The sequence below is a fragment of the Enterobacter sp. E12 genome, from assembly GCF_014596715.2.
GTDB classification, from domain to species: domain Bacteria; phylum Pseudomonadota; class Gammaproteobacteria; order Enterobacterales; family Enterobacteriaceae; genus Enterobacter; species Enterobacter bugandensis.
In genome coordinates, this window is record NZ_CP115601.1 from 744,061 (window position 1) to 769,779 (window position 25,719).

General features: G+C 55.8%; 23 protein-coding genes and 1 riboswitch. Of the genes, 17 read left to right on the top strand and 6 right to left on the bottom strand.

All coding sequences use genetic code 11. The features are described from left to right. Positions 1–9 precede the first annotated feature (9 nt). A riboswitch (TPP riboswitch) is annotated at positions 10–110 on the bottom strand. 36 nt (positions 111–146) lie between these two features. Then, positions 147–1,802, bottom strand: a complete 1,656-nt coding sequence (gene sgrR, locus IB212_RS03580) for an HTH-type transcriptional regulator SgrR (RefSeq protein WP_041911250.1) — start codon at positions 1,800–1,802, stop codon at positions 147–149. An 88-nt stretch (positions 1,803–1,890) separates the two neighbouring features. Between sgrR and sgrT the strand changes: the two genes are divergently transcribed. The 3 genes from sgrT to IB212_RS03595 all read left to right on the top strand — a co-directional run bounded on the left by sgrT (position 1,891) and on the right by IB212_RS03595 (position 3,711). Beyond that, positions 1,891–2,043 carry a glucose uptake inhibitor SgrT gene (gene sgrT, locus IB212_RS03585; protein ID WP_045631150.1) on the top strand — a complete coding sequence of 51 codons (153 nt, stop codon included), beginning with the start codon at positions 1,891–1,893 and terminating at the stop codon, positions 2,041–2,043. Between the two features lie 120 nt (positions 2,044–2,163). After that, positions 2,164–3,342 carry a sugar efflux transporter gene (locus IB212_RS03590; RefSeq protein WP_028015496.1) on the top strand — a complete coding sequence of 393 codons (1,179 nt, stop codon included), beginning with the start codon at positions 2,164–2,166 and terminating at the stop codon, positions 3,340–3,342. Positions 3,343–3,558: 216 nt separating this feature from the next. Further along, positions 3,559–3,711 carry a Hok/Gef family protein gene (locus IB212_RS03595; RefSeq protein ID WP_010427008.1) on the top strand — a complete coding sequence of 51 codons (153 nt, stop codon included), beginning with the start codon at positions 3,559–3,561 and terminating at the stop codon, positions 3,709–3,711. Positions 3,712–3,802: 91 nt separating this feature from the next. Here IB212_RS03595 and leuD read toward each other — a convergent pair whose 3' ends face one another. From leuD to leuL, 5 genes are all read right to left on the bottom strand, one after another. Next, positions 3,803–4,408: a 3-isopropylmalate dehydratase small subunit gene (leuD, locus tag IB212_RS03600; protein WP_028015497.1), complete on the bottom strand. Its 606-nt coding sequence runs from the start codon at positions 4,406–4,408 to the stop codon at positions 3,803–3,805. 10 nt (positions 4,409–4,418) lie between these two features. Beyond that, positions 4,419–5,819, bottom strand: a complete 1,401-nt coding sequence (leuC, locus tag IB212_RS03605) for a 3-isopropylmalate dehydratase large subunit (protein ID WP_028015498.1) — start codon at positions 5,817–5,819, stop codon at positions 4,419–4,421. Positions 5,820–5,821: 2 nt separating this feature from the next. Next, positions 5,822–6,913, bottom strand: a complete 1,092-nt coding sequence (leuB, locus tag IB212_RS03610; protein ID WP_014882533.1) for a 3-isopropylmalate dehydrogenase — start codon at positions 6,911–6,913, stop codon at positions 5,822–5,824. Beyond that, on the bottom strand, positions 6,913–8,484 hold the full coding sequence (gene leuA, locus IB212_RS03615; RefSeq protein ID WP_028015499.1) for a 2-isopropylmalate synthase: 1,572 nt from the start codon (positions 8,482–8,484) through the stop codon (positions 6,913–6,915). Before leuA ends, leuB begins: the two co-directional genes overlap by 1 nt. Positions 8,485–8,575: 91 nt before the next feature. Next, positions 8,576–8,662, bottom strand: coding sequence for a leu operon leader peptide (leuL, locus tag IB212_RS03620; RefSeq protein WP_071993742.1), 87 nt, complete (start codon positions 8,660–8,662; stop codon positions 8,576–8,578). A gap of 608 nt (positions 8,663–9,270) precedes the next feature. Here leuL and leuO point away from each other — a divergent pair. The 14 genes from leuO to murG all read left to right on the top strand — a co-directional run bounded on the left by leuO (position 9,271) and on the right by murG (position 25,675). Next, the gene (leuO, locus tag IB212_RS03625; RefSeq protein ID WP_041911249.1) at positions 9,271–10,215 is read left to right on the top strand and encodes a transcriptional regulator LeuO; all 945 of its coding nucleotides are present in this window, start codon (positions 9,271–9,273) and stop codon (positions 10,213–10,215) included. A gap of 380 nt (positions 10,216–10,595) precedes the next feature. Continuing rightward, the gene (gene ilvI, locus IB212_RS03630; RefSeq protein WP_041911248.1) at positions 10,596–12,320 is read left to right on the top strand and encodes an acetolactate synthase 3 large subunit; all 1,725 of its coding nucleotides are present in this window, start codon (positions 10,596–10,598) and stop codon (positions 12,318–12,320) included. A gap of 1 nt (position 12,321) precedes the next feature. Further along, positions 12,322–12,813, top strand: coding sequence for an acetolactate synthase small subunit (gene ilvN, locus IB212_RS03635; RefSeq protein ID WP_028015501.1), 492 nt, complete (start codon positions 12,322–12,324; stop codon positions 12,811–12,813). Between the two features lie 179 nt (positions 12,814–12,992). After that, positions 12,993–14,000, top strand: coding sequence for a catabolite repressor/activator (cra, locus tag IB212_RS03640; protein WP_014168621.1), 1,008 nt, complete (start codon positions 12,993–12,995; stop codon positions 13,998–14,000). A 599-nt stretch (positions 14,001–14,599) separates the two neighbouring features. Continuing rightward, on the top strand, positions 14,600–15,058 hold the full coding sequence (gene mraZ / locus IB212_RS03645; protein WP_014882537.1) for a division/cell wall cluster transcriptional repressor MraZ: 459 nt from the start codon (positions 14,600–14,602) through the stop codon (positions 15,056–15,058). A gap of 2 nt (positions 15,059–15,060) precedes the next feature. Then, positions 15,061–16,002 carry a 16S rRNA (cytosine(1402)-N(4))-methyltransferase RsmH gene (gene rsmH / locus IB212_RS03650; protein WP_028015503.1) on the top strand — a complete coding sequence of 314 codons (942 nt, stop codon included), beginning with the start codon at positions 15,061–15,063 and terminating at the stop codon, positions 16,000–16,002. Next, positions 15,999–16,364 carry a cell division protein FtsL gene (ftsL, locus tag IB212_RS03655; RefSeq protein WP_006173860.1) on the top strand — a complete coding sequence of 122 codons (366 nt, stop codon included), beginning with the start codon at positions 15,999–16,001 and terminating at the stop codon, positions 16,362–16,364. The genes rsmH and ftsL overlap by 4 nt, the downstream gene beginning before the upstream one ends. Positions 16,365–16,379: 15 nt before the next feature. Further along, a complete protein-coding gene (locus IB212_RS03660; RefSeq protein WP_028015504.1) occupies positions 16,380–18,146 on the top strand; it encodes a peptidoglycan glycosyltransferase FtsI in 1,767 nt (588 codons plus the stop codon). After that, positions 18,133–19,620: a UDP-N-acetylmuramoyl-L-alanyl-D-glutamate--2,6-diaminopimelate ligase gene (gene murE, locus IB212_RS03665; RefSeq protein WP_051486152.1), complete on the top strand. Its 1,488-nt coding sequence runs from the start codon at positions 18,133–18,135 to the stop codon at positions 19,618–19,620. Before IB212_RS03660 ends, murE begins: the two co-directional genes overlap by 14 nt. After that, positions 19,617–20,975, top strand: a complete 1,359-nt coding sequence (murF, locus tag IB212_RS03670) for a UDP-N-acetylmuramoyl-tripeptide--D-alanyl-D-alanine ligase (protein ID WP_041911246.1) — start codon at positions 19,617–19,619, stop codon at positions 20,973–20,975. The genes murE and murF overlap by 4 nt, the downstream gene beginning before the upstream one ends. Continuing rightward, a complete protein-coding gene (gene mraY / locus IB212_RS03675; RefSeq protein ID WP_008501985.1) occupies positions 20,969–22,051 on the top strand; it encodes a phospho-N-acetylmuramoyl-pentapeptide-transferase in 1,083 nt (360 codons plus the stop codon). The genes murF and mraY overlap by 7 nt, the downstream gene beginning before the upstream one ends. Before the next feature lie 2 nt (positions 22,052–22,053). Next, positions 22,054–23,370, top strand: coding sequence for a UDP-N-acetylmuramoyl-L-alanine--D-glutamate ligase (murD, locus tag IB212_RS03680; RefSeq protein ID WP_041911245.1), 1,317 nt, complete (start codon positions 22,054–22,056; stop codon positions 23,368–23,370). After that, positions 23,370–24,614, top strand: coding sequence for a cell division protein FtsW (gene ftsW, locus IB212_RS03685; RefSeq protein WP_028015508.1), 1,245 nt, complete (start codon positions 23,370–23,372; stop codon positions 24,612–24,614). The genes murD and ftsW overlap by 1 nt, the downstream gene beginning before the upstream one ends. Continuing rightward, positions 24,611–25,675, top strand: a complete 1,065-nt coding sequence (gene murG, locus IB212_RS03690) for an undecaprenyldiphospho-muramoylpentapeptide beta-N-acetylglucosaminyltransferase (RefSeq protein ID WP_028015509.1) — start codon at positions 24,611–24,613, stop codon at positions 25,673–25,675. Before ftsW ends, murG begins: the two co-directional genes overlap by 4 nt. Positions 25,676–25,719 lie beyond the last annotated feature (44 nt).

The window sequence follows — 25,719 nt, forward strand, 5'->3', positions numbered from 1 at the left end:
CAAAGGATTTTGAGAAACAGCCTCAAATCCCTTCGCCGGCGTTATCCGGATCAGGTTCGACGGGTATTATCTCAGCGCACATCTGTGATGCAGCACCCCGTTGAGAACGGCGCTATTGTAATGATTTGGTGAATATTACGAAAGCGTTATGGCTCCGGCGGCGCAAACCAGGCGGATTTAAAATCAAACCAGCCCAGGGTGTTCATCCGCAGGCCGCGCATGCTGCGCTGCCCCTGGATCAGCAGCCAGTGGTGGATCAACGGTACGATCGTCTGCCCGGCCAGCAGCTCCTGGCACCACGCGGCCAGATCCATCTCTCCTGCCCGCCACTTCGCGGCGTCCTGCTGCCAGTCCCGGCTGATGCAGTGCTGAATGAGGGGCACTTCATACAGGTGCGAAAAGAGCGAGAAATCCAGCGGCAGCGTGAAGTTCGCGCTGTTGAGCCAGATATCGCTGACGACATCCCCGCGGTGCCATTCATCATAATCGACTTCCTGTATCGCCAGCGTCACGCCTTCGGCCGCGAGCAGCTTGCTCATGATCCTCGCGATAAACCGGTGCTCAATGTGATCGCGATAGTAGCTGAGGGTGATGGTCTCCAGCCCGGCGGGTTTTTCACTGCGCACCGGCTGTGCATGGTGCCAGCGCGGAAGCAGGCCATAGGCAGGGAACCACCAGGTCTGGTAGTGTTCTTCAGCGTGATAAATCAGGTTAGCCGGGGCCAGAATGTGGCTGATCCACTTGCGGACATCGTGATTCGCCCCGCGATGGCTGCGGCTGTCAAAAAGAAGATAGTAGCAGCCCTCCTCCAGGCGACTCTCGAACGCCTTTTCGCTGGTTGTGGGCCCCTCCAGGGTGAGGCCTGCGCTCAGCTCTTCGTTGAGATCCGGTAACACCCAGACGTTCACTTCGTCGATCAGCGCCCGATAGCCAAAATAGTCATCAAAGGCTCGGATCTTCAGCTGATTGCTGTTATTGCGCGTAACGGAGTAGGGGCCTGTACCGATCGGCTGGCTGGAAAAATTGTTCAGGGATCGCCACTCGGCAGGCAGGATCATCGAGGGCACGTAGCCCAGAAGCCACGGCAGCCAGTTGTCTGGCTGGGACAGCTCAATATCCAGCGTCCAGGCCGTTGGGGAGTGGATCCGCGTGATATGCGAATAGAGCGGCACCGTGCGGGCGCGCTCTAAAGAGGCGATAACGTCACGCATCTCCAGCTCGCGGCCATGGTGGAAGTGAATGCCCGGGCGTAAAAAGAAACGCCAGTGCAGGGGGGAAAGCTGCTGCCAGTGGTGGGCGATATCCGCTTCCAGTTCCCCGTTTTCCTCATTTATTTTCGTCAAGCCGCTGAATATCTGCCGTGCCATATGAGTTTCTGAGCGACGCAGCGCCGTACCGGGCAGCAGATTTTTCATTGGGCGGTAGTAAAGCACCCGCAGAATGTGGCGGCCCTGGCGAAAGCTGCGTCCCAGGTGCGAGACCAGCATCTGGCGCACGGCGGCCTTGTCGCCCACCAGCTGGACCAGCTGATCGATGCGGTCCTGCTCCAGCAGATCCTCCGCCCGCTGCTGCTGCAGCGCCAGGCCGGTATACAGGAAGGTCAAGCGTGAGCGCTTGCCGCGTCCCGCCTCGGCCTCCCAGCTTAGCCAGCCCTGCTGCTGCATGGTGTTGAGTAACGTGCGCATATGGCGGCGAGAGCAGTTGAGGAGTTCTGCCAGCTCGTTAAGCGTGGTCTCCTGCGATTGACCCTCGCAGCACTGCCACAGGCGAATGAATTGTTGTTGCAGTCGACCGGATGGCATAAAAGGGGAACTCCTGACAAAAAATCAGCAATTTATTAATCCCTATATTAAGCCAATAATGCTTCCTGATGAAGTGAGGAGGTAAATTATGAAGAGGTCTACCGCACGTCAGTTTTATCAGCAGTACTTTTCAGCGACAAAGGGAGTGTCCTGGCTGGCCCGCCAGTGTGCAGAGCAACGGCTGAGAATCCTGGAAGATCTGATGCAGTGGGACGTTACGAAACCGACCTCTTCTCGCTAACTCGCCTCGATCATGTGTGACTGAGTATTGGTGTTTATCACCCGCCAGCAAAATGTTTTTGCTGGCTTTTTTCGTTTATTCTTTCACCCAATTTCGATTCGCTTTCACAAGGACTTGCGCATGCTGTGGTTGATGACGATGGGGCGCCGCCTGAATGGCGTGTACGCTGCTTTTATGCTGGTGGCCTTCATGATGGGCGTGGCCGGTGCGCTACAGGCACCGACGCTGAGCCTGTTTCTCAGCCGCGAGGTGGGGGCGCAGCCGTTTTGGGTGGGCCTGTTTTATACCGTTAACGCAATTGCCGGGATCCTCGTTAGCCTGGGTCTGGCGAAACGATCCGACAGCCAGGGCGATCGCCGCAGGCTGATCCTCTTTTGCTGCGCCATGGCCGTGGGCAACGCGCTGCTTTTTGCCTTTAACCGTCATTACCTGACGCTCATCACCTGCGGCGTGCTGCTGGCCTCTCTGGCGAACACCGCCATGCCGCAGCTGTTCGCGCTGGCCCGTGAATACGCCGACAGCTCGGCGCGAGAGGTGGTGATGTTCAGCTCGGTGATGCGCGCACAGCTCTCGCTGGCGTGGGTCATCGGCCCGCCGCTGGCCTTCATGCTGGCGCTGAACTATGGCTTTACGGTCATGTTTTCTATCGCGGCAGGCATTTTTATTATCAGTCTGGCTCTGATTGCCTTTGCGCTGCCGTCTGTCGCCCGGGTTGAGCAGACGACGGATAAGCCCATCACTCAGGTGAGCGGCTGGCAGGATAAAAACGTGCGGATGCTGTTTATCGCCTCCACGCTCATGTGGACCTGCAACACCATGTACATTATTGATATGCCGCTGTGGATCAGCAGCGATCTAGGCCTACCGGACAAGCTTGCGGGGATCTTAATGGGGACCGCCGCCGGGCTGGAAATTCCGGCGATGATTCTGGCGGGGTATTACGTTAAGCGCTTCGGAAAGCGTCGGATGATGATCGTTGCCGTGGCGGCTGGGGTGCTGTTCTACGCGGGGCTGCTCCTTTTCCATTCGCGTGAAGCGTTGCTGGCGCTGCAGCTGTTTAATGCCGTGTTTATTGGCATCGTTGCCGGGATCGGCATGCTCTGGTTCCAGGATCTCATGCCCGGCCGCGCCGGCTCTGCGACAACGCTTTTTACCAACAGTATTTCGACGGGCGTTATTTTGGCGGGAGTGATTCAGGGCGCGCTGGCGCAAAGTTATGGTCATGCCTCGGTTTACTGGATGATTGCGGCGATTTCGGTGGTAACGCTTGGGCTGACCTGCCGGGTCAAGGATGTTTGATTCTGGAAGGCGGCTTCACGAAATGAAACGATTTTCTGACAGATACAGAGAAGGCGCATAGAGTGCGTGACGGGTGCTTGAGGCTGTTTGCCTCAGGCTTTCGCAAGAGGCAAACAGTGGAGAGTCCCACATCAAAAAACTGATGGGGAGACCAACTTCACAACCAACATTGCGAGGTTAGTCTCTTCATTGCCGAAAAGCAATAAGGAGGCTGGAATGCCAAAACGTACTCTGCTGTTAGGTTTGTTTCTGATCTGTACGACGCTATTGATCTTCACCTGGATGGTGCGTGATTCGCTGTGTGAGTTGCACTTCAGACAGGAGAAAACAGAGCTGGCGGCAGTGTTGGCTTACGAAGCGAAACGTTAGCGGTATTGGCGGGGAAGTGTCCCCGCCTCTCCAGAGTGGTTGAGCCTCAACGCACCCTTATCAATGGCCCGCGCCCTGCGGGCCATTGCCTTTAGCCCATAAATGCAGGCTGTTTTTTCTCGTACGCTGAGATGGCGTCCTCGTGCTGGAGCGTCAGACCAATGCTGTCCAGACCGTTCAACATGCAGTGGCGACGGAAGGCATCAATGCTGAAGCTGTAGGTCTTATCCCCGGCTTTCACCACTTCCGCTTCCAGATCCACCTCAAACGCCATCCCCGGATTTGCCTTAACCAGCGCGAACAGTTCATCGACCTGCTCGTCGCTCAGCGTCACCGGCAGCAACTGGTTGTTGAAGCTGTTGCCGTAGAAGATATCCGCGAAGCTCGGGGCGATAACCACCTTAAAGCCGTAGTCGGTCAGCGCCCAGGGCGCATGCTCACGCGAGGAGCCGCAGCCGAAGTTTTCCCGCGCCAGAAGAATGGATGCACCTTTGTATTCCGGGAAGTTCAGGACGAACTCCGGGTTTGGCACTTCGCCTTTGTCGTCCAGAAAACGCCAGTCGTTGAACAGGTGTGCGCCAAAACCGGTGCGGGTTACTTTCTGCAAAAACTGCTTCGGAATGATCGCGTCCGTATCGACGTTAGCGGCGTCCAGCGGGACAACACGGCCCGTATGTTGGGTAAATTTCTCTGCCATGATTGTCTCCTTATTTCAGGCTGCGAATGTCGGCGAAATGGCCGGTGACTGCCGCAGCGGCGGCCATTGCCGGGCTGACCAGGTGGGTGCGTCCACCCCGGCCCTGACGGCCTTCAAAGTTACGGTTGCTGGTGGAGGCGCAGCGCTCGCCCGGATTCAGGCGGTCGTTGTTCATCGCCAGACACATGGAGCAGCCCGGCAGGCGCCATTCGAAGCCTGCTTCGATAAAGATCTTATCCAGTCCTTCCGCTTCCGCCTGGGCTTTCACCGGACCGGAGCCTGGAACCACCAGCGCCTGCACGCCCGGCGCCACTTTGCGACCTTTGGCAATCTCTGCCGCCGCGCGTAAATCCTCGATACGGGAGTTGGTGCAGGAGCCGATAAACACCTTATCAATGTTCACGTCGGTCAGCGGTACGCCGGGTTTCAGCCCCATATAGGCCAGCGCTTTTTCCGCGCTGGCGCGTTCGACCGGATCGGCGAAGGAAGCCGGGTCAGGAATGCTGTCGTTGACGGAGATGACCTGGCCAGGATTGGTACCCCAGGTGACTTGCGGCGCAATCTCTTCTGCCTGCAGCGTGACAACGGTATCAAAGGTGGCACCGTCGTCAGTTTTCAGGGTTTTCCAATACGCGACCGCGTCGTCAAAATCCTGACCTTTCGGCGCGTGCAGACGGCCTTTCACATAGTTGAAGGTGGTTTCGTCCGGTGCGACCAGGCCTGCTTTAGCACCCATCTCAATCGCCATGTTGCAAAGGGTCATACGGCCTTCCATGCTCAGCGCCTGAATGGCTTCACCGCAGAACTCCACCACGTGACCGGTACCGCCTGCGCTGCCGGTTTTGCCGATAATCGCCAGCACGATATCTTTCGCAGTGATACCCGGCGCGGCTTTGCCCTTCACCTCAATCTTCATGGTTTTGGCGCGGCCCTGTTTCAGAGTTTGCGTCGCCAGAACGTGCTCAACTTCCGATGTGCCGATTCCGAACGCCAGCGCACCAAACGCGCCGTGGGTCGCGGTATGGGAGTCGCCGCAGACGATGGTCATGCCCGGCAGCGTAATACCCTGCTCAGGTCCCATCACGTGGACGATGCCCTGATACGGGTGGTTCAGATCGTACAGCTCCACGCCAAATTCGTTGCAGTTCTTGATCAGCTCCTGCATCTGGATGCGCGCCATCTCGCCGGAAGCATTGATGTCTTTGGTCTGGGTGGAGACGTTGTGATCCATCGTGGCAAAGGTTTTACCCGGCTGGCGCACCGGACGCTTGTGCGCGCGCAGGCCGTCGAAGGCCTGTGGAGAGGTCACTTCGTGCACCAGGTGGCGGTCAATGTACAGCAGCGGGGTTTCGTTTGGCGCCTCGTAGACAACGTGCGCATCAAACAATTTTTCATATAACGTCTTGGCCATGATTACACCCCTTCAGCGACATAGCGGGCAATGATGTCGCCCATTTCATCAGTACTGACTGCTGCCGTGCCGCGCGCTAAGTCACCGGTACGGACGCCTTCTTCTAACGCCCGGTTAATGGCGTTTTCAATTGCGGTTGCTGCGTCGCCTGCATCGAGGCTGTAGCGCAGCAGCAGGGCCAGGGAGAGGATCTGCGCAATCGGGTTCGCAATGTTCTTGCCTGCGATATCCGGCGCGGAACCGCCCGCCGGTTCGTACAGGCCAAAGCCTTCTTCATTCAGGCTGGCGGATGGCAGCATGCCCATAGAGCCGGTGATCATCGCGCACTCGTCAGACAAAATATCGCCGAACAGGTTGGAGCAGAGCAGCACGTCAAACTGGGACGGATCCTTAATCAGCTGCATGGTCGCGTTGTCGATGTACATATGCGACAGCTCAACGTCCGGGTACTGCTTAGCGACTTCACTGACGATCTCGCGCCACAAAATGGACGACTGCAGCACGTTCGCTTTATCAATAGAGGTCACCTTATGGCGGCGCTTGCGTGCAGATTCAAAGGCGATATGGGCGATACGTTCAATTTCGAAACGGTGGTACACCTCGGTATCAAACGCTTTCTCGTGCTGACCGCTGCCTTCGCGACCTTTTGGCTGACCGAAGTAGATCCCGCCCGTCAGCTCACGCACGCACAGGATGTCGAAACCGTTGGCCGCGATATCCGCGCGCAGCGGACAAAACTCTTCCAGCCCCTGATACAGCTTAGCCGGACGCAGGTTACTGAACAGCTTAAAATGTTTACGCAGCGGCAGGAGCGCGCCGCGCTCTGGCTGCTCTGCCGGCGGCAGGTGTTCCCATTTTGGACCACCGACGGAGCCAAACAGCACGGCATCGGCATTTTCGCAGCCTTCAACGGTGGCTTTCGGCAATGGCGTTCCGTGATTATCAATCGCAATACCGCCCACGTCGTAGTGGCTGGTGGTAATTTTCATCGCAAAACGCGAGCGAACGGCTTCCAGTACTTTCAGCGCCTGTGCCATCACTTCCGGACCAATACCGTCACCCGGCAACACAGCAATATGGTAGTTCTTCGACATTACACGGTTTCCTTGTTGTTCTCTTTATTCTGAGCTTTGCGTTGCAACTCTTTTTCGACTTCAGCGGCGCGCCAGATGTTGTTCAGGACGTGCACCATCGCTTTCGCGGAGGATTCGACAATATCCGTCGCCAGGCCCACACCGTGGAAACGGCGGCCATTATAGTTGACGACGATATCCACCTGACCCAGCGCGTCTTTACCGTGCCCTTTCGCCGTCAGGTCGTATTTCACCAGCTCTACGTCGTACTCGGTAACGCGGTTGATCGCCTGATAGATGGCATCCACAGGGCCGTTACCGTTGGCGGCTTCCGCTTTGATTTCATCACCGCAGGCCAGCTTGACCGAGGCGGTAGCGATGTCGCTGGAGCCGGATTGCACGTTGAAGTAGTCCAGACGGAAGTGCTCTGGCTCTTCCTGCTGTTTGTTGATGAAGGCCAGCGCTTCCAGGTCGTAATCGAATACCTGGCCTTTCTTGTCGGCCAGCTTCAGGAACGCGTCGTACAGCTGATCCATGTTGTAATCGCTGTCCTGATAGCCCATCTCTTCCATCCGGTGTTTCACTGCCGCACGACCGGAACGGGAGGTCAGGTTCAGCTGAACCTGGTTCAGGCCGATGGATTCCGGAGTCATGATTTCGTAGTTTTCACGGTTTTTCAGCACGCCGTCCTGGTGAATACCGGAGGAGTGGGCGAACGCGCCGGTTCCAACAATCGCCTTGTTAGCCGGGATCGGCATGTTGCAAATCTGGCTGACGGTCTGGCTGGTGCGCCAGATTTCGTTGTGATTGATGCGGGTGTGCACGTTCATGATGTCTTTGCGCACCTTGATCGCCATGATCACTTCTTCCAGTGAACAGTTGCCCGCGCGTTCACCGATGCCGTTCATTGCACCTTCTACCTGACGTGCACCGGCGTGCACCGCAGCGATGGCATTGCCTACGGCCAGGCCCAAATCATCATGGGTATGTACGGAGATGATTGCTTTATCAATGTTAGGTACGCGCTCATACAGGCCGGTAATGATGTTGGAGAACTCAAACGGCATGGTATAGCCGACGGTGTCCGGGATGTTGATGGTTTTAGCGCCCGCGTTGATGGCGGCTTCGACTACGCGCGCCAGGTCTTCAATCGGCGTACGGCCCGCATCTTCACAGGAGAATTCAACGTCATCGGTGTAGTTGCGTGCGCGCTTAACCATGTATACCGCGCGCTCAATGACCTCATCCAGCGTGCTGCGCAACTTGGTTGCGATGTGCATTGGTGAGGTTGCAATAAAGGTATGAATACGGAAGGCTTCGGCCACCTTCAGCGACTCAGCCGCAACGTCGATGTCTTTCTCTACGCAGCGCGCCAGACCGCACACGCGGCTGTTTTTAATGGTGCGGGCGATAGTCTGTACGGATTCAAAATCACCCGGAGAGGAGACGGGGAAACCGACCTCCATCACGTCGACGCCCATACGCTCGAGAGCCAGCGCAATCTGCAGTTTCTCTTTTACACTCAGGCTTGCCTGTAATGCCTGTTCACCGTCACGTAAAGTAGTATCGAAAATAATGACTTGCTGGCTCATGGGTTAGGTCCTTGTCAGTCTTAGGGCGCCTTGCTACGAGCATAAAAAAACCCGCGCAGTGGCGCGGGTTTTTAGTCTTACTGGTGACGATTCAACGCTGAATTTCGCCCGCCAGTCTACCGCGCACAGTGGATGCGTTTAGTAGTAGTAGACCGATGAAACGAATGGTGCGTGTCATGAATCGTGCTCCGTTGAATTCAATATGCTTTTAGTGGTACTGGATACAGCTGTGCATGTCAACCCCTGATGGTAAAAACGGCCCCAGAAGGCTAAACAGAGAGGGTGTGTTGTTTAGCTTATTGTGCTGGGTTTTTGATTTTTAACTTCACTAATTGTCTATTTTTGGACTTAAAAAACATTTGCAGAAACGAATAAACATAACGGGTATTTTTCAGGTGACCCAGTCCTCACAAATGCTTTCTCTTTAAACCGTTTTACTATCATCGAGTTATCTTTTTTGAGAGAACTTTTTCTCCCTTCAAATAGAATCATTGATAACAGATTGTTAACTTAATTCTGCTCAATGTCGATAACAGTTTAATTATACTTAAGTCATCCTTAACTGGATGGTTATTGTATATTGATTTGGTTTATGGTTTCATTCAAACACTAAAGTTAAGCATATCCTTTGTGCCGTTTTGCATTATAGCATTATTAGATAATCTTTATATATTCCGATTTTTAAACAATTTTCTTTCGCTGGTCGTATCTGCATGGTAAATCATATTTTTCGAAATTATTACAGTGCGTTGGCGAAGGGAGTGTAGCGTGACAGTGGAGTCAGAAGTGCCAGAAAATAATATTAAACAACCACAGATTACTGATGGAATTAAACCACAGTTACGCACGGTGGATCTTAATCTACTGACGGTGTTTGATGCTGTCATGCAGGAGCAGAATATCACGCGTGCGGCACAAGCCCTGGGGATGTCACAGCCTGCCGTAAGTAATGCCGTTGCCAGGCTTAAGGTTATGTTCAACGACGAATTGTTTGTTCGTTATGGAAGAGGGATCCAGCCTACAGCGCGGGCTTTCCAGCTTTTCGGCTCCATCCGCCAGGCGCTGCAGCTGGTGCAAAATGAGCTGCCGGGCTCGGGCTTTGAACCCTTAAGCAGTGAGCGAGTATTCCATCTCTGCGTCTGCAGTCCATTAGATAATTATCTGACATCAATTATTTATAATAAAGTTGAAGAGATCGCACCTAATATTAATCTCGTCTTTAAATCGTCCTTAAATCAAAACACCGAACACCAGTTACGTTACCAGGAAATCGAATTCGTCCTGGGTTATGAAGAATTCCGCCGTCCTGAATTTTCCTGTGTACCGCTGTTTAAAGATGAAATGGTGCTGGTTGCCAGCAAAAAACATCCACGACTGAATGCGCCGTTACGTGAAAGTGACGTTTATAGCGAACAGCATGCCGTTGTTGCGCTCGACAGATATGCCTCCTTTAGCCTGCCCTGGTACGACACTGCGGAGAAACAGGCGAGCGTGGCTTATCAGGGGATGGCCATGGTCAGCGTATTAAACGTCGTTTCCCAGACGCAGCTGGTGGCAATTGCCCCACGCTGGCTGGCAGAAGAGTTCTCTGGCGCGTTAAATCTGCAAATTTTGCCTCTGCCGCTCAAGCTAAATAGCCGCACCTGCTATCTCTCCTGGCATGAAGCTGCTGGACGGGATAAAGGACATCAGTGGATGGAAGAGCTACTTATTAGCATCTGCCGTCGGTAATCAAGTCAGGATAAATTGCATCTTTGCATGTGATTTATCCTGGTTTTGTTTCTTTTATTAATATTTTGTTCTGTTGCGTATTTTATCAGGTGGCTGCCAGGCCCGTAAAAATAGATGATTTTCTATATCGCCGCGCTTTTCAGCGATGATTTATCATCTCATCCCCTAATTTCAGATGAATTAACCATATCCTCTGACAATGTCTGTTTTTTCTGCTTTCACGGCCACTTCTCTCTCCTGGTTTGCGAATTGCCTGCCTCATAACGAGCGGTTAAGGTAAGTATCACTCTGCAAAATAGAAGACGGGTTCATCCCGATCGCAAGACGGTGCGGAAATGAATTCGGCGGTCCGTCTATAACAAAATGCCTGGAGGCAAAGCATGGAGATGTTGTCTGGCGCGGAAATGGTCGTCCGGTCGCTGATCGATCAGGGCGTAAAGCAAGTGTTCGGCTATCCTGGCGGCGCGGTCCTCGATATTTATGACGCATTGCATACGGTAGGGGGTATTGACCATGTGCTGGTACGCCATGAGCAGGCGGCGGTACATATGGCCGATGGCCTGGCGCGTGCGACGGGTGAAGTGGGCGTGGTCCTGGTCACGTCGGGGCCCGGTGCGACAAACGCCATTACCGGCATTGCGACCGCGTACATGGACTCTATTCCGCTGGTGATCCTTTCCGGACAGGTCGCGACATCACTGATTGGCTATGATGCGTTTCAGGAGTGCGACATGGTCGGGATTTCGCGTCCCGTCGTGAAGCACAGCTTCCTGGTCAAGCAAACCGAAGACATTCCTGGCATTCTGAAGAAGGCGTTCTGGCTGGCGGCAAGCGGGCGCCCGGGGCCGGTGGTGGTCGATCTCCCTAAAGATATCCTGAACCCGGCAAACAAGCTGCCTTATGTCTGGCCGGAATCGGTGAGCATGCGCTCTTACAACCCAACAACGCAGGGTCACAAAGGTCAGATCAAACGCGCGCTGCAAACGCTGCTGGCCGCTAAAAAACCGGTGGTCTATGTCGGTGGCGGGGCCGTCAATTCAGCGTGTGAGGCACAGCTTCGTGAACTGGTTGAAAAGCTCAATCTTCCTGTTGCGTCATCGCTGATGGGACTCGGAGCGTTTCCCGCCACCCACCGTCAGGCGCTCGGCATGTTGGGTATGCACGGTACCTATGAAGCCAACATGACGATGCATCATTCTGACGTCATCTTTGCCGTCGGCGTGCGTTTTGACGATCGTACGACCAACAACCTGGCGAAGTATTGCCCGAACGCCACCGTGCTGCACATTGATATCGATCCGACGTCAATTTCAAAAACGGTGTCGGCTGATGTACCTATCGTCGGCGACGCGCGACAGGTCCTTGAACAAATTCTGGATCTGCTGGCGCTGGAAAACACAGCGCAACCGCTGGATGAAATCCGTGACTGGTGGCAGCAAATTGAGCAATGGCGCGCGCGGCAGTGTCTGAAATATGACACCCAAAGCGAGCATATTAAGCCGCAGGCGGTCATCGAAACGGTATGGCGACTGACGAAAGGCGACGCGTATGTGACCTCTGACGTGGGCCAGCATCAAATGTTTGCCGCCCTCTATTATCCGTTTGATAAACCGCGTCACTGGATCAACTCGGGAGGTTTAGGCACGATGGGCTTTGGCCTGCCTGCCGCGCTGGGCGTGAAGCTGGCGCTGCCAAATGAAACCGTCGTCTGCGTGACCGGAGACGGCAGTATTCAGATGAACATTCAGGAACTTTCCACCGCGCTGCAATATGAGCTGCCGGTACTGGTGCTCAACCTTAATAACGGCTATCTCGGTATGGTGAAGCAGTGGCAGGATATGATCTACTCGGGCCGCCACTCTCAGTCATATATGAAATCGCTGCCGGATTTTGTTCGTCTTGCTGAAGCTTACGGCCATATAGGGATGCGGGTGACCGATCCAGCTGAGCTGGAAACGAAGCTCGCCGAAGCGCTTGAGCACGTTAAAAACAACCGCCTCGTCTTTATGGATGTCATTGTTGATGGAACCGAGCACGTTTATCCGATGCATATTCGCGGCGGCGGTATGGACGAGATGTGGTTAAGCAAAACGGAGAGAACCTGATATGCGCCGGATATTATCGGTATTACTGGAAAACGAGTCTGGCGCACTGTCGCGCGTCATTGGGCTTTTTGCGCAGCGTGGCTATAACATTGAAAGCCTGACCGTGGCGCCAACGGACGATCCGACGCTGTCGCGTATGACGATTCAGACCGTTGGCGATGCCAAGGTAATTGAGCAGATCGAGAAACAGCTGCATAAGCTGGTCGATGTGCTGCGCGTAAGCGAGCTGGGGCAGGGCGCTTACGTTGAGCGTGAGGTCATGCTGGTAAAAATACAGGCCAGCGGTTACGGGCGCGAAGAGGTCAAACGCAATGCGGATATCTTCCGCGGGCAGATCATCGACGTCACGCCTTCTCTTTATACGGTTCAACTGGTCGGAACCAGTGACAAGCTGGACGCTTTCCTGGCAGCCGTGCGGGATGTAGCAAAAATTGTTGAGGTGGCGAGATCGGGGATCGTTGGTCTGTCACGCGGCGAGAAAATCATGCGGTAGTTGTTAAAAAGGTTCGCCTCTTTCAGCCCGGTCACCAAAGCCGGGCTTTTTTTTGCGTAATCAGCCGACAACGCAGATAAAAGCGGTTGCCGCGAAGGCTTTTCTGCGTTTAGATGTTAAAAGATTTAACCATAACCTTGACAGGGCCATGGACTCTTTTCTTTTTTTAAGGGGCAATTGTGAAACTGGATGAAATCGCCCGGCTAGCCGGCGTGTCACGAACAACGGCCAGCTATGTGATTAACGGCAAAGCAAAGCAGTACCGCGTCAGCGATAAGACCGTTGAAAAAGTTATGGCGGTGGTTCGTGAGCATAACTACCATCCGAATGCTGTCGCTGCCGGCCTGCGTGCCGGGCGCACCCGCTCTATTGGTCTGGTGATCCCGGATCTGGAAAACACCAGCTATACCCGTATCGCCAACTATCTCGAACGTCAGGCCCGCCAGCGCGGTTACCAGTTGCTGATAGCCTGTTCTGAAGACCAGCCCGATAACGAGATGCGCTGCATTGAACATCTGCTCCAGCGTCAGGTCGATGCCATCATCGTCTCGACCTCCTTACCGCCGGAGCATCCGTTTTACCAGCGCTGGGCGAACGATCCGTTCCCCATCGTGGCGCTGGACCGCGCGCTCGATCGTGAGCATTTCACAAGCGTAGTGGGTGCCGATCAGGATGACGCGGAAATGCTGGCCGCTGAGCTGAGAACCTTCCCCGCTGAAACGGTGCTGTATCTTGGCGCGCTGCCCGAGCTTTCCGTAAGCTTCCTGCGTGAGCAAGGGTTCAGAACCGCCTGGAAAGACGATCCGCGTGAAGTCCACTATCTCTATGCCAACAGCTATGAACGCGAAGCCGCTGCGCAGCTGTTCGAAAAATGGCTGGAGACGCACCCGATGCCCCAGGCGCTGTTCACCACGTCATTTGCCCTTCTGCAGGGGGTAATGGATGTCACCTTGCGTCGTGAAGGCAAGCTTCCCTCTGACCTGGCGATCGCCACGTTTGGGGATAACGAGCTTCTCGATTTCCTTCAGTGCCCGGTGCTGGCGGTGGCCCAGCGTCACCGAGATGTAGCGGAACGCGTCCTGGAGATTGTTCTGGCGAGCCTGGATGAGCCGCGCAAACCGAAGCCGGGTCTGACGCGTATCAAACGTAATCTCTATCATCGCGGAATTTTGAGCCGCCATAAATGAAATGACGGGGCGGCGAAAAACCGCCCCTTTTTACTGGAATAATTCGCCGAGTTAATTCCCGCAGTGAAATTAGGATAATTCTTGAGAGTTCCTAATCTACTATTTTTCTTAATTCATTTTGCCGTTTTAAATGGTCCTTAAAGAATCATGAAGCGATTTTTAAACGCCTCTCTTTGTATTACTTTGTTACAAACCCTCTTCGGTCGATGAATATTCAGACGTTTTTCCTTCCCCTCGACCGGCCAGCAACGCAACCGCCGCTTCCACCGACCGATTGAGTGAATCTGGCGCTGTTATCCCCTGACAATCTGTCATAAAATGCTGCCCGCGTCGCAAACTGACACTTTATATTTATCTGCGATGATATTGAGTGAGCCTTAACGCTAATGTGCATATTCGGTTTTTTTCTTACAAATATTCATAACGTTAATTTGCCTCGCCAGTTGTGCAGTTATTAACCAGGACTGTTTATCTCTGTAAATAGAGGGCTTTCGGGTCTCTACAGGGAGAGTCCTGGCTTGACAAGCTTTTCCCTCGCTCCGTAAACTCCTTTAGGTGGGAATTTGTGGGTTAAAGTGGTGAGGAGGGGTGAGACTGGCATGTTCCGTGGAGCTACGTTAGTCAATCTCGACAGCAAAGGGCGTTTATCGGTCCCAACCCGATACCGCGACCAGCTGATTGAGAATGCTTCGGGTCAAATGGTTTGCACCATTGACATCAACTCCCCCTGCCTGCTGCTTTACCCCTTACCTGAATGGGAAATCATTGAGCAAAAGCTGTCGCGACTGTCGAGCATGAACCCGCAAGAGCGCCGCGTGCAGCGGCTGTTATTGGGACATGCCAGTGAGTGTCAGATGGATAGCGCCGGGCGATTACTGATTGCGCCCGTGCTGCGGCAACATGCCGGTCTGACCAAAGAAGTGATGCTGGTCGGGCAGTTCAACAAGTTTGAACTGTGGGACGAAACGACCTGGTATCAACAGGTCAAGGAAGATATCGACGCTGAGCAGTCTGATTCCGCAACTTTATCGGAACGGCTGCAGGACTTGTCTCTATAAATATGATGGAAAATTATAAACATAAAACGGTGTTACTGGACGAGGCCGTGAACGGCCTGAATATTCGTCCGGATGGCATCTACATTGATGGCACGTTTGGTCGCGGTGGTCACTCGCGTTTGATCCTCTCCCAGCTTGGAGAGGAAGGGCGACTGCTGGCAATCGATCGCGATCCGCAGGCGATTGCCGTGGCACAGACCATCAATGACCCACGCTTTTCCATCGTGCATGGACCTTTTTCTGCGCTCGCTGATTACGTGGCCGAGCGCGATCTCACGGGCAAGATCGACGGGATTCTTCTCGATCTTGGCGTATCTTCACCCCAGCTTGATGATGCAGAACGCGGCTTCTCCTTTATGCGCGACGGTCCGCTGGACATGCGTATGGACCCGACGCGCGGCCAGTCTGCCGCCGAATGGCTGCAGACCGCTGACGAAGCAGATATTGCCTGGGTGATCAAAACCTTCGGCGAAGAACGTTTTGGCAAGCGCATTGCGCGCGCCATCGTTGAGCGCAACCGCGTTGAGCCAATGACCCGCACCAAAGAGCTGGCGGAAGTGATTGCGGCGGCGACGCCGGTGAAGGATAAGCACAAACATCCCGCGACCCGTACCTTCCAGGCGGTTCGCATCTGGGTAAACAGTGAACTGGAGGAAATAGAGCTGGCGCTAAAAAGCTCGCTCGACGTGCTGGCCCCGGGTGGGCGGTTATCCATCATCAGCTTCCATTCGCTGGAAGACCGCATTGTAAAACGCTTCATGCGTGAACAAAGCCGCGGTCCTCAGGTTCCAGCGGGGCTGCCGATGACGGAAGAACAACTCAGGAAGCTGGGGGGCCGTCAGTTGCGAGCATTAGGCAAGTTGATGCCGGGCGAAGAAGAGGTGGCAGAGAATCCACGTGCCCGTAGTTCAGTGCTGCGAGTTGCAGAGAGGACGAACGCATGATCGGCAGAGTGACAGAAACCCTAAGCAAAGTTAAGGGATCGTTAGGAAGCAACGAGCGCCATGCCTTGCCTGGCGTGATCGGCGACGATCTTTTGCGATTCGGGAAACTGCCACTCTGCCTGTTCATTTGCATCATTGTTACGGCAGTTACGGTGGTGACCACAGCTCACCATACACGTTTATTGACTGCGCAACGCGAGCAGCTGGTGCTGGAACGCGATGCGCTGGATATTGAATGGCGAAATCTGATCCTTGAAGAAAACGCGCTCGGCGATCACAGCCGGGTTGAACGGATCGCAACGGAAAAGCTGCAACTGCAGCATGTTGATCCTTCCCAGGAAAATATCGTAGTACAAAAATAAGGGAACACGCGACGCATGAAAGCAGCGGCAAAAACGCTTAAACCAAAACGTCAGGAAGAACAGGCCAACTTCATCAGTTGGCGTTTTGCGTTGCTTTGCGGCTGCATTTTACTGGCGCTGGGTTTCCTGCTGGGACGCGTGGCGTGGTTGCAAATCATCGCCCCTGACATGCTGGTACGCCAGGGAGATATGCGCTCCCTTCGCGTTCAGGAAGTGTCGACTTCTCGCGGAATGATCACTGACCGTTCAGGTCGCCCGCTGGCGGTGAGCGTGCCGGTGAAAGCGATTTGGGCCGACCCGAAAGAGCTGCACGACGCTGGTGGCATCACGCTTGATAACCGCTGGAAAGCGCTTTCAGATGCGCTCAAAATGCCACTGGATCAGCTAGCCTCCCGCGTCAACGCGAACCCGAAAGGGCGTTTTATCTATCTGGCGCGCCAGGTTAACCCTGACATGGCGGACTACATTCGAAAACTGAAGCTGCCGGGCATTCATCTGCGCGAAGAATCCCGTCGTTACTATCCGTCCGGCGAAGTAACCGCTCACCTCATCGGCTTCACCAACGTCGACAGCCAGGGGATTGAAGGCGTTGAAAAAAGCTTCGATAAGTGGCTCACCGGCCAGCCTGGCGAGCGAATTGTGCGTAAGGACCGCTACGGGCGCGTCATTGAAGATATCTCCTCTACAGACAGCCAGGCGGCGCACAACCTGGCTCTGAGTATTGACGAGCGCCTGCAGGCGCTGGTCTACCGCGAGCTGAACAACGCCGTGGCGTTTAACAAGGCAGAATCCGGCAGCGCCGTGCTGGTGGATGTCAGCACCGGAGAAGTGCTGGCTATGGCCAACAGTCCTTCCTACAACCCGAACAACTTTACCGGCACCGCAAAAGATGCAATGCGTAACCGGGCGATTACCGACGTGTTCGAACCCGGCTCCACGGTGAAGCCGATGGTGGTGATGACGGCGCTTCAGCGCGGTATCGTCAATGAAAACACGGTCCTGAACACGATCCCTTACCGTATTAACGGCCACGAGATTAAAGACGTGGCGCGCTACAGCGAATTGACCCTGACCGGGGTGTTACAGAAGTCGAGTAACGTCGGTGTTTCAAAGCTGGCGTTAGCGATGCCGTCCTCAGCGTTAGTAGAGACTTACTCACGTTTTGGACTTGGAAAGGCGACCAATTTGGGGTTGGTCGGAGAACGCAGTGGCTTATATCCTCAAAAACAACGGTGGTCTGACATAGAGAGGGCCACCTTCTCTTTCGGCTACGGGCTAATGGTAACCCCGTTACAGTTAGCGCGAGTCTACGCAACGATTGGCAGCTACGGCGTCTATCGCCCGCTGTCCATCACCAAAGTTGATCCACCGGTTCCGGGCGAGCGTATCTTCCCGGAATCCATCGTTCGTACCGTTGTGCACATGATGGAAAGCGTGGCGCTGCCGGGCGGCGGCGGCGTGAAGGCGGCCATCAAAGGCTATCGCATCGCCATTAAAACCGGTACGGCGAAAAAGGTGGGGCCAGACGGCCGCTACATCAACAAATACATTGCCTATACCGCAGGCGTTGCGCCTGCTAGCAATCCGCGTTTTGCGCTGGTGGTCGTGATTAACGATCCACAGGCGGGTAAATACTACGGCGGCGCCGTTTCCGCGCCTGTGTTTGGCGCCATCATGGGTGGCGTGTTACGCACCATGAACGTTGAACCAGATGCGCTGGCGACGGGCGAAAAAAGTGAATTTGTAATTAATCAAGGCGAGGGTACAGGTGGCAGATCGTAATTTGCGCGACCTTCTCGCTCCGTGGGTGCCAAATGCACCGGAGCGAGCACTGCGAGAGATGGTACTGGACAGCCGCGTGGCTGCTTCTGGCGATCTTTTTGTGGCGGTGGTTGGTCATCAGGCGGACGGGCGTCGTTATATCCCGCAGGCGATTGCGCAAGGTGTGGCTGCCATTATTGCTGAGGCTAAAGACGAGTCAACCGACGGTGAGATCCGTGAAATGCACGGGGTGCCGGTTATCTATCTCAGCCAGTTGAATGAGCGTCTCTCTGCACTGGCAGGACGTTTTTATCACGAACCTTCTGACCAGCTGCGTCTGGTTGGCGTGACGGGCACGAACGGAAAAACCACCACCACGCAGCTGATGGCGCAGTGGGCTCAGTTGCTGGGTGAAACCGGCGCGGTGATGGGGACCGTGGGTAACGGCCTGCTGGGCAAAGTGAGCCCGACGGAAAACACCACCGGTTCTGCGGTTGACGTACAGCACGTGCTTGCCGGTCTGGCAGGGCAGGGGGCAACCTTTGCCGCGATGGAAGTTTCTTCGCACGGCCTGGTACAGCATCGCGTCGCGGCACTGAAGTTTGCTGCTTCAGTGTTCACCAACCTGAGCCGCGATCACCTTGATTATCATGGTGATATGGAACACTACGAAGCCGCCAAATGGCTGCTGTTCTCTACTCACCATTATGGCCAGGCCATCATCAACGCCGACGACGAAGTGGGCCGCCGCTGGCTTGCGAAGCTGCCAGACGCGGTAGCGGTGTCGATGGAAGACCATATCAATCCGAACTGCCACGGCCGCTGGCTGAAGGCCGTAGACGTTAACTATCACGACAGTGGCGCGACGATCCGCTTTGCCTCTTCCTGGGGGGACGGTGAAATCGAAAGCCGCCTGATGGGGGCGTTCAACGTCAGCAACCTGCTGCTGGCGCTGGCAACGCTGCTGGCGCTGGGTTATCCGATGGCGGAACTGCTGAAAACGTCAGCGCGTCTCCAGCCGGTTTGCGGCCGTATGGAAGTGTTTAGCGCGCCGGGAAAACCGACCGTGGTTGTCGATTATGCCCACACGCCGGATGCGCTGGAAAAAGCGCTGGAAGCGGCACGCCTGCACTGCACCGGTAAACTCTGGTGCGTCTTCGGCTGCGGTGGCGATCGCGACAAAGGTAAACGTCCCCTGATGGGCGCCATTGCGGAGCAGTTCGCGGACATTCCTGTGGTCACCGATGACAATCCGCGTACCGAAGAGCCGCGCGCCATCATCAACGACATTCTGGCGGGTATGCTGGACGCCGGTCGCGCCCGTGTGGTGGAAGGCCGCGCGGAAGCCGTGACAAACACCATCATGCAGGCAAAAGAAAATGATGTCGTTCTGCTGGCCGGTAAAGGCCATGAAGACTATCAGATTGTTGGCAATCGTCGTCTGGACTACTCCGACCGCGTAACGGCAGCGCGTCTGCTGGGAGTCGTCGCATGATTAGCATCACCTTAAGCCAGGCCGCTGCGGTACTGCACGGCGAGCTGCTGGGCCAGGATCTGACCATTGACGCGGTCACCACCGACACCCGCAAAGTGACCGCGGGCTGTCTGTTTGTGGCGCTGAAAGGCGAACGTTTTGACGCGCATGATTTTGCCGGACAGGCCAAAGAAAACGGCGCTGGCGCGCTGCTGGTCAGCCGCAGGCTGGATATCGATTTACCGCAGATTGTGGTGAACGATACGCGTCTCGCGTTCGGTGAACTGGCCGCCTGGGTTCGTCATCAGGTGCCTGCTCGCGTTGTCGCGCTGACCGGGTCATCGGGCAAAACGTCAGTGAAAGAGATGACGGCGGCCATCCTCAGCCAGTGCGGTAATACGCTTTATACCGCAGGCAACCTCAATAATGACATCGGCGTGCCGATGACATTACTTCGCCTGACCAAAGAGCATGAGTTTGCGGTGATCGAGTTAGGGGCAAACCACCAGGGCGAAATCGCCTGGACCGTGAGCCTGACTCGCCCGGAAGCGGCGCTGGTGAATAACCTCGCGGCAGCGCATCTGGAAGGCTTTGGCTCGCTGGAAGGCGTGGCGAAAGCGAAAGGCGAAATCTACACCGGTCTGCCTGCTGACGGCATTGCCATTCTCAATGCCGACAACAACGACTGGCTGAACTGGCAGAGCATCATTGGCTCGCGTAAAACCTGGCGCTTCTCGCCGAACGCGGCCAACAGTGACTTTACCGCGACCAATATCCATGTGACGTCGCACGGTACGGAATTCACGCTTGCTACCCCAACGGGTGACGTAGACGTGCTGTTACCGCTGCCGGGACGCCATAACATCGCCAATGCGCTGGCGGCAGCGGCCTTGTCGACGGCGGTGGGAGCGTCACACGAGGCGATTAAAACCGGGCTGGCGAATTTGAAAGCCGTGCCGGGACGCCTGTACCCGATCCCGCTTGCAGAAAACAAATTGCTGCTTGATGACTCCTACAACGCGAACGTCGGCTCAATGACGGCGGCGGTGCAGGTGCTATCTGAAATGCCGGGCTACCGCGTCATGGTGGTTGGCGACATGGCGGAGCTGGGCGATGAAAGCGAAGCCTGTCATACCCAGGTGGGTGAAGCGGCGAAAGCGGCGGGGCTGGACTGCGTGCTGAGCGCAGGAAAACTGAGCCAGGCGATTAGCCATGCCAGCGGCGTTGGCGAACATTTTGCCGACAAAGCCGCGTTGATTGAGCGCCTTAAGGCATTAATTACAGAAAAACAAATTGTGACAGTGTTAGTGAAAGGTTCACGTAGTGCCGCCATGGAAGAGGTTGTGCACGCATTACAGGAGAACGGGACATGTTAGTTTGGCTGGCCGAACATTTGGTCAAATATTATTCAGGCTTTAACGTCTTTTCGTATCTGACGTTTCGCGCCATCGTCAGCCTGCTGACTGCGCTGTTCATCTCGTTGTGGATGGGCCCGCGCATGATTGCCCGTCTGCAAAAACTCTCTTTCGGCCAGGTCGTACGTAACGACGGTCCGGAGTCGCACTTCAGCAAGCGCGGTACGCCGACGATGGGCGGGATCATGATCCTGACCGCGATCGTCGTTTCCGTACTGCTGTGGGCCTATCCGTCTAACCCGTACGTCTGGTGCGTGCTGACCGTACTGGTGGGCTACGGCATTATCGGGTTTGTGGATGATTACCGTAAAGTCGTCCGCAAAGACACGAAGGGCCTGATTGCCCGCTGGAAGTATTTCTGGATGTCAGTGATTGCGCTGGGCGTTGCCTTCGCGCTGTATCTGGCAGGAAAAGATACGCCCGCCACCGAGCTGGTGGTGCCGTTCTTTAAAGACGTGATGCCGCAGCTGGGGCTGTTCTACATCCTGCTGGCCTACTTTGTGATTGTTGGTACCGGTAACGCCGTTAACCTGACCGATGGCCTGGATGGTCTGGCGATTATGCCAACCGTCTTCGTGGCGGCTGGTTTTGCGCTGGTGGCGTGGGCGACCGGTAACATGAACTTTGCGAACTACCTGCACATTCCTTATCTGCGTCACGCGGGTGAGCTGGTGATCGTCTGTACGGCGATAGTCGGCGCGGGGCTGGGCTTCCTCTGGTTCAACACCTATCCGGCGCAGGTCTTTATGGGTGACGTCGGTTCTCTGGCGCTGGGCGGTGCGCTCGGCATTATCGCCGTGCTGCTGCGTCAGGAGTTCCTGCTGGTGATCATGGGCGGCGTGTTTGTGGTTGAAACCCTGTCGGTGATTTTGCAGGTCGGCTCCTTCAAGCTGCGCGGTCAGCGCATCTTCCGTATGGCGCCGATCCACCACCACTATGAACTGAAAGGCTGGCCGGAGCCGCGCGTGATTGTGCGCTTCTGGATTATTTCGCTGATGCTGGTGCTGATTGGCCTGGCAACGCTGAAGGTACGTTAATCATGGCAGATTACCAGGGTAAAAAAGTCGTTATCATCGGGTTAGGCCTCACTGGCCTCTCCTGCGTGGACTTTTTCCTTGCGCGCGGCGTGACGCCGCGCGTGATGGATACGCGTGTCTCTCCGCCGGGTCTGGACAAGCTGCCGGAACAGGTTGAACGCCACCTTGGTGGTCTGAATGATGACTGGCTGCTGGCAGCCGATCTGATTGTCGCCAGCCCAGGTATCGCGCTGGCGCACCCTTCACTGAGGGCTGCTGCGGATGCGGGCGTTGAGATTGTCGGCGATATCGAGCTGTTCTGCCGCGAAGCGCAGGCGCCGGTTATCGCGATCACCGGTTCTAACGGCAAAAGCACCGTCACTACCCTGGTGGGTGAAATGGCGAAAGCGGCAGGCATGAACGTAGGGGTAGGCGGCAATATCGGTCTGCCCGCGCTGATGCTGCTGGACAAAGGCTGCGAGCTGTACGTTCTGGAACTTTCCAGCTTCCAGCTTGAAACCACCTCCAGCCTGCATGCGGCGGCGGCAACGATCCTCAACGTGACGGAAGATCATATGGATCGGTACCCATTTGGTCTGCAGCAGTATCGCGCGGCCAAGCTGCGTGTTTACGAAAATGCCAAAGTCTGCGTGGTTAACGCCGACGACGCGCTGACCATGCCGGTGCGCGGCGCGGACGAGCGCTGCATCAGCTTTGGTATCACCATGGGTGATTATCATCTGAACCGCCAGCTGGGCGAAACCTGGCTGCGCGTGAAAGGTGAAAAAGTGCTGAACGTGAAGGAGATGAAGCTTTCCGGCCAGCACAACTATACCAATGCCCTGGCGGCGCTGGCGCTGGCAGATGCCGTAGGGCTGCCGCGCTCTTCCAGCCTGAAAGCGTTGACCACATTTTCCGGCCTGGCACACCGTTTCCAGCTGGCGCTGGAGCATAACGGCGTGCGCTGGATTAACGACTCCAAAGCGACCAACGTGGGAAGCACAGAGGCCGCGCTGAACGGTCTGCACGTTGACGGCACCCTGCATCTTCTGTTGGGTGGCGACGGCAAATCTGCTGATTTCTCCTCCCTGAAACAGTACCTCACCGGCGATAACATCCGCCTGTACTGCTTTGGCCGTGACGGCAGCGAGCTGGCTGAACTACGCCCGGAAGTTGCTGAGCAAACTGAAACGATGGAACAGGCGATGCGCCTGATTGCCCCGCGCGTGCAGCCTGGCGACATGGTTCTGCTCTCCCCGGCGTGCGCCAGCCTCGATCAGTTTAAAAATTTCGAACAGCGTGGCGATGTCTTTACCCGCCTTGCGAAGGAGTTAGGCTGATGCGTTTATCTCTCCCTCGCCTGAAAATGCCGCGCCTGCCAGGATTTGGAATTCTGGTGTGGCTGTTTGCGGCGCTGAAAGGCTGGGTGATGGCTTCACGGGATAAAGATTCCGATAGCCTGATTATGTACGACCGCACCCTGTTCTGGCTGACGCTGGGGCTGGCGGCGATCGGCTTTATCATGGTGACGTCGGCCTCTATGCCCGTTGGACAGCGTCTGGCGAACGATCCCTTCCTGTTCGCCAAGCGTGACGGGCTGTACATCATTCTGGCGTTCTGCCTGGCGCTGGTAACGCTTCGTCTGCCGATGGCGTTCTGGCAGCGCCACAGTACCGCGATGCTGATCGCCTCCATTATCATGCTGCTGATCGTGCTGGTTGTCGGGAGCTCCGTTAACGGGGCATCACGCTGGATCGCCTTCGGTCCGCTGCGTATTCAGCCTGCGGAGTTCACCAAGCTTTCGTTATTCTGCTACCTGGCAAACTACCTGGTGCGAAAAGTCGATGAGGTGCGTAACAACCTTCGCGGCTTCTTAAAGCCGATGGGCGTCATTCTGGTGCTGGCGATCCTGCTGCTGGCGCAGCCTGACCTCGGGACCGTTGTCGTACTGTTTGTCACCACGCTGGCGATGCTGTTCCTGGCAGGGGCCAAGCTGTGGCAGTTCATCGCCATCATCGGGATGGGGATTTCAGCAGTGGTGCTGCTGATCCTCGCCGAGCCTTACCGTATCCGCCGCGTGACCTCGTTCTGGAACCCATGGGAAGATCCGTTCGGTAGCGGTTACCAGCTGACGCAGTCGCTGATGGCGTTTGGCCGCGGTGAAGTCTGGGGGCAAGGTCTGGGCAACTCGGTACAGAAACTGGAGTATTTACCGGAGGCGCACACCGACTTCATCTTCTCCATTATTGGGGAAGAACTGGGTTATATCGGTGTGGTATTAGCGCTTTTAATGGTATTCTTCGTCGCTTTCCGCGCCATGTCGATTGGCCGAAAAGCGCTGGAGATCGATCACCGCTTCTCAGGCTTCTTAGCCTGCTCAATTGGTATCTGGTTTAGCTTCCAGGCGCTGGTTAACGTCGGGGCCGCAGCGGGTATGCTGCCGACCAAAGGTCTGACGTTGCCGCTGATCAGCTATGGTGGTTCGAGCCTGTTGATCATGTCGACGGCCATTATGTTTTTGTTACGCATAGATTATGAGACGCGTCTGGAGAAAGCCCAGGCGTTTACACGAGGTTCACGATGAATCAACCGAAGCGGTTAATGGTGATGGCAGGCGGTACCGGTGGACACGTGTTCCCGGGGCTGGCGGTTGCGCACCATTTAATGGAGCAGGGCTGGCAGGTACGCTGGCTGGGAACCGCAGACCGCATGGAAGCCGACCTGGTACCGAAGCACGGTATTGAGATCGACTTTATTCGTATTTCCGGCCTGCGAGGCAAAGGCCTCAAGGCCATGCTGCTGGCGCCGGTGCGTATTTTTAACGCCTGGCGTCAGGCGCGCACCATCATGAAGCGCTTTAAGCCCGATGTGGTGCTGGGTATGGGCGGTTATGTTTCTGGTCCCGGCGGGCTGGCCGCGTGGTCGTTAGGCATTCCCGTTGTTCTGCACGAGCAGAACGGTATTGCCGGTCTGACCAACAAGTGGCTGGCGAAAATCGCCACCAAAGTGATGCAGGCGTTTCCCGGCGCGTTTCCGAAAGCGGACGTGGTGGGTAACCCGGTGCGCGTCGACGTGCTGGCGCTGCCTCTACCGGATGCCCGCCTGGCGGGACGTGAAGGCCCGGTTCGTGTTTTGGTCGTTGGTGGTTCTCAGGGTGCGCGCATTCTGAATCAGACAATGCCGCAGGTGGCGGCAAAGCTGGGTGATGCCGTGACTATCTGGCACCAAAGCGGTAAAGGCGCTCAGCAGACCGTTGAGCAGGCGTACGCTGATGAAGGCCAGCCGCAGCATAAAGTGACGGAATTTATTGACGATATGGCCGCAGCCTATGCCTGGGCCGATGTCGTGGTCTGCCGCTCTGGCGCGCTGACGGTGAGCGAAATCGCCGCCGCCGGCTTGCCAGCGCTGTTCGTGCCGTTCCAGCACAAAGACCGACAGCAGTACTGGAACGCGCTGCCGCTTGAGAAAGCCGGCGCGGCGAAAATTTTTGAGCAGCCACACTTTACCGCCGATGCGGTCGCCACCACCCTGGCGGGCTGGAACAGAGACGCACTGCTGGAGATGGCGCAGCGCGCGCGCGCTGCCGCTATCCCGGATGCGACAGAACGGGTGGCAAAAGAAGTGAGCCTGGCAGCCCAGGCTTAACCCTCGCAGCGCGTGTTGCGCTGCACGAATTTTAAGTAGTCGAT

Excerpts from the sequence above, each read along its gene's own strand:
- sgrR (WP_041911250.1), bottom strand. The coding sequence starts at position 1,802 with ATGCCATCCGGTCGACTGCAACAACAATTCATTCGCCTGTGGCAGTGC.
- sgrT (WP_045631150.1), top strand. The coding sequence starts at position 1,891 with ATGAAGAGGTCTACCGCACGTCAGTTTTATCAGCAGTACTTTTCAGCG.
- IB212_RS03590 (WP_028015496.1), top strand. The coding sequence starts at position 2,164 with ATGCTGTGGTTGATGACGATGGGGCGCCGCCTGAATGGCGTGTACGCT.
- IB212_RS03595 (WP_010427008.1), top strand. The coding sequence starts at position 3,559 with ATGCCAAAACGTACTCTGCTGTTAGGTTTGTTTCTGATCTGTACGACG.
- leuD (WP_028015497.1), bottom strand. The coding sequence starts at position 4,408 with ATGGCAGAGAAATTTACCCAACATACGGGCCGTGTTGTCCCGCTGGAC.
- leuC (WP_028015498.1), bottom strand. The coding sequence starts at position 5,819 with ATGGCCAAGACGTTATATGAAAAATTGTTTGATGCGCACGTTGTCTAC.
- leuB (WP_014882533.1), bottom strand. The coding sequence starts at position 6,913 with ATGTCGAAGAACTACCATATTGCTGTGTTGCCGGGTGACGGTATTGGT.
- leuA (WP_028015499.1), bottom strand. The coding sequence starts at position 8,484 with ATGAGCCAGCAAGTCATTATTTTCGATACTACTTTACGTGACGGTGAA.
- leuL (WP_071993742.1), bottom strand. The coding sequence starts at position 8,662 with ATGACACGCACCATTCGTTTCATCGGTCTACTACTACTAAACGCATCC.
- ilvI (WP_041911248.1), top strand. The coding sequence starts at position 10,596 with ATGGAGATGTTGTCTGGCGCGGAAATGGTCGTCCGGTCGCTGATCGAT.
- ilvN (WP_028015501.1), top strand. The coding sequence starts at position 12,322 with ATGCGCCGGATATTATCGGTATTACTGGAAAACGAGTCTGGCGCACTG.
- mraZ (WP_014882537.1), top strand. The coding sequence starts at position 14,600 with ATGTTCCGTGGAGCTACGTTAGTCAATCTCGACAGCAAAGGGCGTTTA.
- rsmH (WP_028015503.1), top strand. The coding sequence starts at position 15,061 with ATGATGGAAAATTATAAACATAAAACGGTGTTACTGGACGAGGCCGTG.
- ftsL (WP_006173860.1), top strand. The coding sequence starts at position 15,999 with ATGATCGGCAGAGTGACAGAAACCCTAAGCAAAGTTAAGGGATCGTTA.
- IB212_RS03660 (WP_028015504.1), top strand. The coding sequence starts at position 16,380 with ATGAAAGCAGCGGCAAAAACGCTTAAACCAAAACGTCAGGAAGAACAG.
- murF (WP_041911246.1), top strand. The coding sequence starts at position 19,617 with ATGATTAGCATCACCTTAAGCCAGGCCGCTGCGGTACTGCACGGCGAG.
- mraY (WP_008501985.1), top strand. The coding sequence starts at position 20,969 with ATGTTAGTTTGGCTGGCCGAACATTTGGTCAAATATTATTCAGGCTTT.
- murD (WP_041911245.1), top strand. The coding sequence starts at position 22,054 with ATGGCAGATTACCAGGGTAAAAAAGTCGTTATCATCGGGTTAGGCCTC.
- ftsW (WP_028015508.1), top strand. The coding sequence starts at position 23,370 with ATGCGTTTATCTCTCCCTCGCCTGAAAATGCCGCGCCTGCCAGGATTT.
- murG (WP_028015509.1), top strand. The coding sequence starts at position 24,611 with ATGAATCAACCGAAGCGGTTAATGGTGATGGCAGGCGGTACCGGTGGA.